Here is a 10,468-nt window from a genome sequence, read left to right as displayed (position 1 = left end):
TATAAAAAGCTAAACCGGCAATTGGATAAAATTAAATTGCAGGTTACAGAACATATTGTTTCACAACGAGATCTTCATAAAATTCCACTTCAGCGCGAACTTTCTAAGGAAATAAAAGATGTTTGTATCAACAAAGAGAAACAATTACCTGAGAATTCTCTTTTGTTTTTTATGGAGAATTATATCAATTTCAGAAAAGAAATTATTTGTCATTCTACTTATAAACGATACAAGGTTTTTTTGAGATTATTAGAACGTTTTGAAGGATATACAACACAACGACTGTATGTTGATACTGTGAACAGTAATTTTATTACCGATTTTATAAAATTTGGAAGAACAGAAGAGTACAGCGAAAATACAATTTATAGGACCATTCATTTTGTAAAAACCATTCTAAATTTTGCTGAAAGAAAAGGAATCAGGACGAATATTAGAGAGCTTGAAATTCGTCGAGAAAAACAACAAAAAACGATGACAACTCTTAATGAAGAAGAGATTTCAATTATCAAGAAAACAAAAGTTCCTCAGCATTTACAATCTGCAAAAGATTGGTTGCTTATTAGTTGTTATACTGGTCAACGATTTTCTGACTTTATCACATTTTCTCAAGAAAAATTGACTAAGATTAATGAGAAAACCTGTATTAAATTCATTCAACAAAAAACAAAGAAAGAAATTACTTTACCGTTGCATCCTATTGTGATGAGTATATTAAAACGGAACAACAATTTTTTCCCAAAATCAATGCCTATTAAACAGTACAATGAAGAAATACGATTGGTTGCAAAAGTGGCAGAGTTAAACTGTTCTATGAAAGGAAAAAAAAGAGTTGGACATCGTGTCGAAGAAATGATTTTTGAAAAATGGCAATTACTTAGCAGTCATATTGGAAGAAGAAGTTTTGCGAGTAATTTTTATGGAAAAATACCAACACCGTTGTTAATGGAAGCTACAGGACATTCTACGGAGCAAATGTTCCTTAAATACATTAATCCAGTAAATAATGAACGAATTATGAGTTTATCTTCTTATTTTGAGTGCAAGTAGGTATTTATACTCTATAATATGGCTTTATAAAGATTCAAAGTGGTTTTAATGTTTATTAGAGAGTAATTCTGTACTCAATGGTATTGAGCATATTATTTCTAATAGGGTTTAATTGATCATTTTTATTAAATTTTAATATATTCAATTCAATTTATTGTAAAACAATTATTTAAACAATATTATGTACTCTTGTTTGTAAGATTTATATACTATATAAGTATCTTTTATAAATCTACGCTAAAATAGAATAAGTGAGAAGAAGTATGAAAACAGCATAGTTTTATAAAATTACCAGCTATAAGTAAATGAATTACACTTCTATGTGTTAGAATAAGCTACATAATTTTAGAAAAAGTTATAATATAACAAAATTTTAACATTAAACTGTATTTAACTGAAAATAAATATATAATCTGTTGAATAATTAATTAATAAAATGTGTAATACTAGAAGCATATTCTAAATATGATGATTATCATTTCATGTATAAATATACAATCATACATTTGTTTGCTTTTTATTACGCATTAATAATCAATTCTTTAACAAAACAAATGAAAAAGTCAAAAGTTACTTACTTAATTTTTTCTATATCTTCTTTGGCGTTCTCTCAAGTAGGAATAGGAACTGAAATTCCCCAATCCTCTCTCGATGTTAATGGGAATATTATGCTTAGGAATGAGCTAAAGGTAGGAGGAACTAAAACTGCTGATGGTAGCAGTGGAAATTACAATGATATTCTTGTTTCTCAAGGTAATGGAAATGCTCCGTTATGGAAAAGTTCTAAAGTTGGATTTTATGAAGATGGCGAGTATAAAACTACAAGTAGTTTTATTACAACAAGCGAAAGTGGTTTAATATATAGCTCTAGTCAAAATGATGGTATTACGACAAGTCTTTTGGGAGAATTATTGGTCACATCACCATCTATATGGAAAGAATTACCAAATTTAAGTACAAAATTTAGTGTTGATAACCCAAAGAATAAAATCAATATTATGTTTCAAACAGGTATTGAATCTGGAAATATAGGAAGTACTTCTGATCAAAATATAAAATTTATGTGTGGTATTTTCATTGATAATATTTTAGTTGCTTTAAGAGCAGATCAGATTGACGGAATTAGATATAAGAATTCCAATAATCAATCTATTTATACGCTGAACTATACAGTAAATGATGTAACTACAGGAGAGCATACACTAAAGGTAGGTTGTAGACGAATTTCTTCTACAAGTGGTACTAACGTAAGTTTAGCAATAGGGCAAGGATTAGATAATTCGGTTGCCAATAGTTTTATGTTACAATCTGTATTAAAATTTGATGTAAGTGAATTAATAAAAGTTACAAGATAATTATCATGAAAATATTAAACAACATACTCTTAATAAATTTAGCATTCATTAGTTCCTCTTTATTTGCTCAAGTAGGTGTTAATACAAATACACCAAGAACGACTTTAGATATTCAGGGAGATTTAGGGATTAGAAGCAAAATCTATTTGGGAGGAGACGAAACAATTACTGGAAAATTAGGAGAAGTAGGATCAGTTTTAGTATCTCAAGGAGCGAACCAACCTCCAACTTGGAAAGTTTTGAGAAGACCAGAATTCAAACCAGAAACATATTATCTTATTAATTATGAAGCATCTAGTGATGTTGGTGGATTGACTCTAAGGAATGGTTCAGCAAATAAAACACTTTATACTAAAAATATGTCATTATCAAGCTTTTTAGGAGGTTCAGGAGATGGAGGTGAAATTAGTAAATTAAGTAAAACATTTAAGGTAAACAATTCTGCAAATAAAATTGGATTAGTCTTTGAAACAGTTGTTCATCTCAATTCGAATTCTACAAATGCAGGGGTTGATTTTGCATGTGGTGTATTTGTGGACGATCAATTAAAAGGAGTTAGAGTATTTACATTAAATCAACCGACTGCTTCTGTAGGACCTTTTTATACATTTACTTTACTTGGTTCAGCTGAGAATCTTCCTAAAAAGGAGTATACTGCAAAAGTTGCCTGTAAAAGAAGAGAATCAATAAATTCATTTACAGGAGATTTTGGAATAGGAAAGGCGGTATATACAAATATTAACGATTTTATGGCGCAGTCAACTTTAAGAATAGAAGTATTGGAAATTCCTGATGCTAACAATAACGAACCTGTTTATAATTAATAAATTAAACAATTATGAAAAACAAGATATTGATCTTTTTAGTAGCGATTAGTCCAAATTTATTTTCACAAATAGGAGTTGGAACAACTAAACCTCATACTGATTTGGATATAAATGGAGCAACTAATGTATCCAAAGAAATCAAGTTTAATGGAACAGATGCAAAAATTGGAGCGGCTGGTAAACCAGGTGATTTAATTTCAGGAAATGGATTGAATAATAATTTTTGGAAGAATTTTGATTTACCTGAAGGATTTTTGGAAGGAATGGTTTTAACTGGATCATTTGTAAATTCTACATTTAATGGTGTAAGTTTTCCTGGTACGAACAATTCTACAGTGCTTGCTGTACCGTATACTAAAGGGCAAGCAATGGCTTCAAATTGGAAAGAGCTTTCAGATTTAAATCAAAAAATTAAAATAGCAAAATCAGTGAACTTGGTGACAGTTTCTATTCAAACATTAATTCAAACAAGTAATCAGAATGGTAGTTTTGCCTGTGGCATATATTTAGATGATAAATTAGATTTTGTTCGGTTGGGTACTGTAAATACGGGAGTAGGTAACTATAGAACATTGAATTTGAATGCGACACTTTCAAATATGTCACTTGGTGAGCATACCATAAAATTTGCATGTGCTGAAAGAAATATACCAACAAATACCACTTTAAATATAGGTAAACCTATTATCTCAGCTAATTTAAATAATGAAATGGCAAAGACTTCATCTGTAATTTTAGTGTTAGAAAAACCTTGATAGTAATTTAATAGCTATTCTATTTATATGTTCTTAATTTTACAACATATATTCACATAACACAAAAGGTAGATACTAGTATCTACCTTTTGTGCTTTTACAAAATTAGTTGAAATTGTAACCATTTTATGAAACAAGAATAGGTCGATTTAAATGCATCATTTTGTCTATCTTATTTCATAACTAGAGAATACACTTTTAGTGGTATAATTTTTTTATTCAACTCTCATTACTATTTTCTTTCCTCTTGTTTGATTGTTCTCTAGAATTAGATGTGCTTTCTGTACATTTTCTACGCTTAAATCTCCAATTACAGCCACTTCTGGAGCTGTAATTATATCTTTATCAATCTTGTCAAAAAGTTCTTTTAATGCGTTTCCGTAATATTCATATTTGTCTGAGGTATTTTTCAAAGTTGGGGCATAATTTGTTATATTGATAATAGTTGTCGCTTTATCAAACAACGTTTCTTTGGCTTTTTCCGTAGCAAGAAAGGTTATGTCAACATAAGTTCCAAAAACGTCGATAAGTTCAGCACAGATTTCTGACATTGGACCACCAACCAAATCTACTACATACTCAAAGTTTCCATTTTTAGCTTTCAACATATTTGTAATGTTGTCTTTTCTATAATCAACAATATTATTTTCGTTAATGCCTATATTTTTCAAGTGGTTAGTGCTGTCTTTATTTCCTGAAGTTGTATAAATATTCTTATTTCCATTCGCTAATAATAGTTTGATAAGTATTGTTCCAACGCCACCTGCACCACCTGTAATAAAAATTGCTTTGTCTTTTGGGATTACAACTCTTTTAAAACATTGCAATGCAGTCATTCCAACCATTGGGATGGCAGTGGCTTGTTCATACGTTAGTTTTTCTGGTTTTTTTGCGACTAATTCTGCAGGAACACTGGTAAATTCTGCATAAGTTCCATTTGAAGCCAAGCTTCCGACATAAGCCGATACTTTTTCGCCAATTTCAAATGATTTTACGTTCTTACCCAATTGAACAATTTCGCCTGAAAGCTCTCTTCCCAAAATAGGTGATTTTAATAATTTGCTTTCAGTTGCACCTTGTCGCATTTGATAATCAATAGGATTAAACGCGGTTGCTTTGATTTTGATTAAAACTTCATCATTTTGAGGTTTGGGTTGTTCAATTTCTATTAGTTCAAAATTTTCAATACTTCCAAAATCTTTTAATATAACTGCTTTCATTGTGTTGATTGTTTAAATCTATTTTTTCTGAATATTTTGTTTTAGCTTGAATTACGAGTATAGCTATTTGTTGATTGTCAATTAATAGCTAAATTATTTATACAATTGGCTAGGAGGGATACCAAATTTCTTTTTAAAGGCAGAAGAAAAATGTCGTTGATTTTTGTAACCAACTGAATGAGCTATTTCACTTATTGTGAGATGTTGTTCGGTAAGTAAGGCTTTCGCATATTCCATTTTTTCATTCGCCCAAAAAGAAAATACAGTGGTGCCAAAAATCTCTTTAAATCCTTTTTTCAGTATAAATTCATTTGTACCAACTTGATGTGCCAAATCGATTAAAGAGTAAGAACTATTCAAGTTATTGACAATGAAATCTCTTACAGCGTGTATCTTTTCTATATCCTTTCTTTTTAGTGTTCCTTTATAGGGAGATGCTGTATGAAATTGTTCCAGTTGAAGCAATAACAACTCAATTACTTTAGCTTCTAAAAACATGCGTTTAAATAACCCTTTCTTCTCGCAATGTATAATTTTTTCTAAAATTTGATACATCTGATGATTAATTTGATGATGTTGTTGGTGAAGTAAACTAGAACTGCCTTTTTCTATTGCATTCTTAAATTTATCAAACAGCTGACTGTCGTGAGGTAAAAATCGTTTAAAAAACTCTTTACTTAGGTTAATTTCACAGATTTGAAAATGATCACTTTCCCACTGCATTTTACCACATAAGCCATTTGTGTAAATAAGATTATGAGAAGGTGAATCAAAACTAATGTTATGGTCGAATTTAGTTGTTTGTGCAGTACTTTTTCCTTTTAAAGCGAAATGCATTTCAATAGTCTCGAAGTCAGTTTCAAAGCCTAATAGCAATTTATGAGGTAAGTGCATATCTCCAAAACCAATATGAACTCCATCAAAATAAATTTCTCGGTAAAATCCTTTTCCTATAAAAGAGTTTAAATAGGTTGTTGTTTCCTTTAAAGCATTTTTATCTATATCAAAAAAAGAAGTAGGATATTCCTTTTCTACTAAGGTTTGGTTGTTTTTAATATCATATAATCGTAAAGCCATGGTTGGTGTTTTTTGCGGACTTTTTAATCCTTATTTGAAACATTGTCGTGGAATTATCCCCCTACATTTGTCAAATGTATTAATTATTTAGAATTATTCTTAATAATAAACAACTGAATTATTGAAATGAAATAAAATATAGGAGATAATTCGTAAGAAACAATAATCACATTTTATATATGAGAAGAAGATGAATAGACAAAAACAAATCATATTAAACGATAATTTACCAAAGGTGATGTGGGAATTATCATGGCCAGCAGTACTCGCAATGGTACTCTATGGCTTGAATAATTTCTTAGACGGAATTTTTGTAGGACATCTTATCAGTAATACAGCGCTCGCTGCTGTTGGAGTTGCTTATCCCTTGGCTCAGTTTGCACAAGGATTTGGAACATTAATAGGAACTGGAATTGGTTCTGCAATTAGTATTTGGATAGGAGCGAAGGACTCTTCCAAACTAGAAAAAGCATTTGGGACAGTAAATTATTTAACACTTCTATTTTCTGTACTGATCACAATTCCTTGCTACATTTTTGCAGATAAATTAGTTTATATGATGGGCGGTAGGGAAGAGATTTTAACCTTAGGAGTAGAATATTTTCGTGTAACAATTCTAGGTAGTTTCTTTTGGATTCATGGACTTGCTTTGAACATGATTATTCGTGCAGAAGGAAGAATGAAAACAGCAGCTTGGATGATTGCTGTTGGTTTGGTCGTAGATCTGGCGTTAAAGCCTTTATTCATAGATACATTTGGCTGGGGAGTTGCAGGAGCAGCATGGGCTACAAATATTTCAATGATTATATATACGCTGTTGGGTATATGGTACTATGCAGGAGGAAAGTCTTCATTTAAAACAAAGTTTTGGTCGCTAAAGAAAGACAAAGAAATTATGAAAGAAACTCTTTCATTAGGAACACCGGGCTTTATTATGATGATTATGATTGTTATTCAGAATATTGTGGTATTTAATGCATTGGCAAAATATGGGACTGCTGCAGATATTACATTCTTTACTGCAGTTAATCGTTTTTATATTTTACTAAACACACCTTTATGGGGATTAATGCGTGCATTACAACCTGTTGCAGGTATGAACTATGGTGCAAAAAAATATGACAGAAGTATTAAAGCATATCGTTTATTTTCATTCGTAGGCTTGGTCATATTACTCCCTTTTTGGCTTTTTGTTATGTTATTTCCATCCGAAGTTTTAACAATAATGATACCTGATATGAGTTTTTCTCTTGGTCAACTTATGGACTTTCGTATTTATATGAGTGTTCTTTTAGCCTTACCCTTTGTTTTTATGGCTATGGTATGGTTTCCGGCAATAGAAGAAGCTAAACCAGCTACTTTTATAAGTATTCTTCGCCAAATGGTATTTTATATTCCAATTATGCTTATTGTCCCTGGTCTTTATGGGGTAAGCAGTATTTATTTAGCAAGTGCTGTTATTGATTGGGTGATTTTTTTCATTGTGATTTTTGCTGTTTGGAATAGTGCGAAAAAGTTGCAAGCAAAACCGATGGTAATACCATAATCTATTCATAACAAATTAAAAATTATATACATCTACATAAATTATTTAAACATGAATTATTCAACTAAAATTAAATGGTCTTATTTATCAGCAATTATCGCATCAGTACTTTGGGTGATAGGTGATATTCTGATTGTAGGGTTCAATACAAATCCTACTGATTATCCTTTATTATTTGAAACATATGCTGAACAACTTGATACAAGCTTGGCTGTATTAATGGTAGAAGGTTCGTCTCAGCGTTTAATGGTTGGCGCTTTGATTGCTTCTATGTCTGCTTTTTTATTTTTACCAGGTATCTGGTTGTCGTTTCAGTTTTTCAAACAGAAAACAAAACCTCATGCTTGGTTAACTTACTTTCTTTTAATTATTAGTGTTGTTTTAATGCCTTTAGGACATGCTGTTTTTTACTTTAATGGAGAAGTATTTAAAGCGATTCTGCATACTGATGTATCAGCTCACCCTTATTTGATTGAAGTAACATCAGATTTTACGAAAGTACTCTATATTACATGGGGAACAGCTATTATAGTATTATTAACAGGATGGTTGCTGTACTCTATAATGGTATTTTTGGGAAAAACCACTTTGCCGAGATGGGCAGGATTCATTTCTCCTGTTTTTCTAACTTTATATCAACTACCAATTAAGTTGATGTTACCAGATTCTCTGCTAAAAGCTTGGATAAGTGCTGCTGGATTTAATCTCTCTTATCTGATTTTCTTTGTTTTGTTGTTCATACTTTTTAAAAAATCACTGTTTGAAAAGAAAGAAGAGAGATTGGTTGATGTCACTTAATTTCGAAAACATCTATTCAGAATTTACATCAACTCTTAATTGATTTTAGTAACAGCCATTTTACACTTTTTATGTAAATGGCTGTTGTTATGTATAGCTAAGTTGATAACTTATTTCTAATTTATCGTTTCCCTTTCCCTTTGGGAGCCTTAGGAAACGGGTTTTCTTGGTGGCTGAGGTTCTCGAAGTCACACTTTTATAATCTTTTCCCTTCGAGAACCTCAGGGAACGATTACTTTTTCTAATTTATTGTTTCCTTTATCACGATAAGCCACTGCTAATTCGGGTAATAAGTCTGATAAACCATTTATTAAAGCTTCTTTTTTCCTTCTATTCCATCCTTGTATTTGCTTTTCTCTACAAAAAGCTTCGTCTATCGTTTGGTATTCTTCAAAATATATAAGTTTTACAGGTAAGTGTTTACGAGTATGATTAGCTCCTTTTCCTAATTGATGTTGTTTTACACGTAAATCCAAATCAATAGTGCTACCAGTGTAATAACTACCGTCGGCACATAATAAAATATACATATAACCTTTCATCATTTATTATTTTGAAGAATTATCTAATTACTCTTTTCTCTTCGAAAATTTTCCTATTCCCTTCGAGGGCCTCAGGGAACATTTTTCTTAATGGCTGAGGTTTTTATGCGTTTTGATGGTTCAATTATTCGAAACTATTTCATAATAAATTACAGTTTATATAAAAACAAAATGCTTTGCTTATATTTCGATTAACTCAGTAACCGATTTAAACGAGGTTTTTATTCTTTGTTCTGAATATTTTCTTTTTGCGGTAAAGTATAGTTTTTATTTTTTAAAATTGCTACTATAGCATCTGAAATCTCAAAAATCTTACCTTGATAATTATTACTCAAAAGAATTATATCAAATTTATGTTCTACATCTGAAATTATAATTGCATCATAATTTCCACCTCTTCCGTCGTGTATATGTTCAACTATTTTTTTATTTCTAAATTTCACTTCTCCTAGTGCAGATTGAGAATCTTCTTGAAAATGTTGACCTAATTGATACACTGATTCTTGGGTTATTATTTTATTTGAATGAAGTTGATTCAAAAATTTTAATAAATCAACTGTTGTTATGAAAGCTCCACCAACTAGAATATCTGGTTTATCTTCAATTAATTTATCATTAAAGCCTTTTGCAATCTTTTTATCCTTTTGAATTGGAGTAATTTCAGCCGAATTCATTTTGTAAGGCTTGAAAATGTATTTATCTACATAGTCTTTGTATTCCAGTCCCGTAATTTTCTCAATTATAGCTAATCTTAAGAAAAAATTATTATTGTTGTAATCATATTTCGTTCCTGGTGTAAAATCGAGAGTGTCAATTGATTTTAAATCTTCGAAAATATCCTTATTGTTTTTAATTTTTTTCCAATTTACATCTGGAATTCCGCTTGTGTATTGCAATAAATTATTGATTGTAACATCATTTGACCATTTTGGTAACTCAGGAAAAAATGTTGAAATCTTATCATTCAAATTAAGTTTACCCTTTTCTTTTAATTGTTGTAAGGCAACAGCGCTAAATTCTTTTGTAATCGATCCAATATTAAATTTGTAATCAGGTGTTAATTTGGTTGTTTTACTTGCATCAGCATATCCAAATGACGAATTGTAAAGTATGTTTCCATTTTTTGCAACCAATACATTTCCATTAAACATTCCATTCTCATTTGACCATTTCATTAATGAATCTATTTTACTGGGAATATTAGTTTGCGAATAAATCTTCGTTGTAAAAACCAATAGGATTAAAAGTGTGAAATAATTGTATTTTATATGGTTCATTTTTTTGTTATTATCGTTAAT

General features: G+C 30.3%; 10 protein-coding genes. 6 read left to right on the top strand and 4 right to left on the bottom strand.

Going from position 1 to position 10,468, the window contains the following annotated elements; translation table 11 throughout:
* From E4J94_RS11680 to E4J94_RS11665, 4 genes are all read left to right on the top strand, one after another.
* Nucleotides 1-1,050: phage integrase SAM-like domain-containing protein (locus tag E4J94_RS11680; RefSeq protein WP_135835221.1), on the top strand; the 1,050-nt coding region annotated here is incomplete at its 5' end.
* A gap of 554 nt (nt 1,051-1,604) precedes the next feature.
* Nucleotides 1,605-2,405 (top strand): hypothetical protein, encoded by an 801-nt coding sequence (locus E4J94_RS11675; protein ID WP_135835977.1) that lies wholly within the window; start codon nt 1,605-1,607, stop codon nt 2,403-2,405.
* 5 nt (nt 2,406-2,410) lie between these two features.
* On the top strand, nt 2,411-3,229 hold the full coding sequence (locus tag E4J94_RS11670; RefSeq protein ID WP_135835976.1) for a hypothetical protein: 819 nt from the start codon (nt 2,411-2,413) through the stop codon (nt 3,227-3,229).
* Nucleotides 3,230-3,243: 14 nt separating this feature from the next.
* The gene (locus E4J94_RS11665; RefSeq protein ID WP_135835975.1) at nt 3,244-3,987 is read left to right on the top strand and encodes a hypothetical protein; all 744 of its coding nucleotides are present in this window, start codon (nt 3,244-3,246) and stop codon (nt 3,985-3,987) included.
* Between the two features lie 215 nt (nt 3,988-4,202).
* Here the strand turns inward: E4J94_RS11665 and E4J94_RS11660 are convergent, their stop codons facing one another.
* Complete coding sequence (locus E4J94_RS11660; RefSeq protein WP_135835974.1) at nt 4,203-5,207, bottom strand: NADP-dependent oxidoreductase; 1,005 nt, start codon at nt 5,205-5,207, stop codon at nt 4,203-4,205.
* A gap of 93 nt (nt 5,208-5,300) precedes the next feature.
* A complete protein-coding gene (locus E4J94_RS11655) occupies nt 5,301-6,284 on the bottom strand; it encodes a helix-turn-helix transcriptional regulator (protein WP_135835973.1) in 984 nt (327 codons plus the stop codon).
* Between the two features lie 190 nt (nt 6,285-6,474).
* On the opposite strand from E4J94_RS11655, the gene E4J94_RS11650 reads away from it, so the two are divergent.
* Nucleotides 6,475-7,830 (top strand): MATE family efflux transporter, encoded by a 1,356-nt coding sequence (locus tag E4J94_RS11650; protein ID WP_135835972.1) that lies wholly within the window; start codon nt 6,475-6,477, stop codon nt 7,828-7,830.
* Between the two features lie 51 nt (nt 7,831-7,881).
* Complete coding sequence (locus tag E4J94_RS11645) at nt 7,882-8,628, top strand: DUF6796 family protein (protein WP_135835971.1); 747 nt, start codon at nt 7,882-7,884, stop codon at nt 8,626-8,628.
* Between the two features lie 221 nt (nt 8,629-8,849).
* On the opposite strand, the gene E4J94_RS11640 is transcribed toward E4J94_RS11645, so the two are convergent.
* A complete protein-coding gene (locus E4J94_RS11640) occupies nt 8,850-9,170 on the bottom strand; it encodes a GIY-YIG nuclease family protein (RefSeq protein WP_135835970.1) in 321 nt (106 codons plus the stop codon).
* A 221-nt stretch (nt 9,171-9,391) separates the two neighbouring features.
* Nucleotides 9,392-10,447 carry a serine hydrolase domain-containing protein gene (locus E4J94_RS11635; RefSeq protein ID WP_246034315.1) on the bottom strand — a complete coding sequence of 352 codons (1,056 nt, stop codon included), beginning with the start codon at nt 10,445-10,447 and terminating at the stop codon, nt 9,392-9,394.
* Between the last annotated feature and the right edge of the window lie 21 nt (nt 10,448-10,468).

Source organism: Empedobacter tilapiae, assembly GCF_004785645.1.
Classification (GTDB): Bacteria; Bacteroidota; Bacteroidia; order Flavobacteriales; family Weeksellaceae; genus Empedobacter; species Empedobacter tilapiae.
This window is presented reverse-complemented; position numbering and strand designations above follow the sequence as displayed.

Excerpts from the sequence above, each read along its gene's own strand:
- E4J94_RS11640 (WP_135835970.1), bottom strand. The coding sequence starts at position 9,170 with ATGAAAGGTTATATGTATATTTTATTATGTGCCGACGGTAGTTATTAC.
- E4J94_RS11665 (WP_135835975.1), top strand. The coding sequence starts at position 3,244 with ATGAAAAACAAGATATTGATCTTTTTAGTAGCGATTAGTCCAAATTTA.
- E4J94_RS11650 (WP_135835972.1), top strand. The coding sequence starts at position 6,475 with ATGAATAGACAAAAACAAATCATATTAAACGATAATTTACCAAAGGTG.
- E4J94_RS11635 (WP_246034315.1), bottom strand. The coding sequence starts at position 10,447 with ATGAACCATATAAAATACAATTATTTCACACTTTTAATCCTATTGGTT.
- E4J94_RS11675 (WP_135835977.1), top strand. The coding sequence starts at position 1,605 with ATGAAAAAGTCAAAAGTTACTTACTTAATTTTTTCTATATCTTCTTTG.
- E4J94_RS11645 (WP_135835971.1), top strand. The coding sequence starts at position 7,882 with ATGAATTATTCAACTAAAATTAAATGGTCTTATTTATCAGCAATTATC.
- E4J94_RS11655 (WP_135835973.1), bottom strand. The coding sequence starts at position 6,284 with ATGGCTTTACGATTATATGATATTAAAAACAACCAAACCTTAGTAGAA.
- E4J94_RS11670 (WP_135835976.1), top strand. The coding sequence starts at position 2,411 with ATGAAAATATTAAACAACATACTCTTAATAAATTTAGCATTCATTAGT.
- E4J94_RS11660 (WP_135835974.1), bottom strand. The coding sequence starts at position 5,207 with ATGAAAGCAGTTATATTAAAAGATTTTGGAAGTATTGAAAATTTTGAA.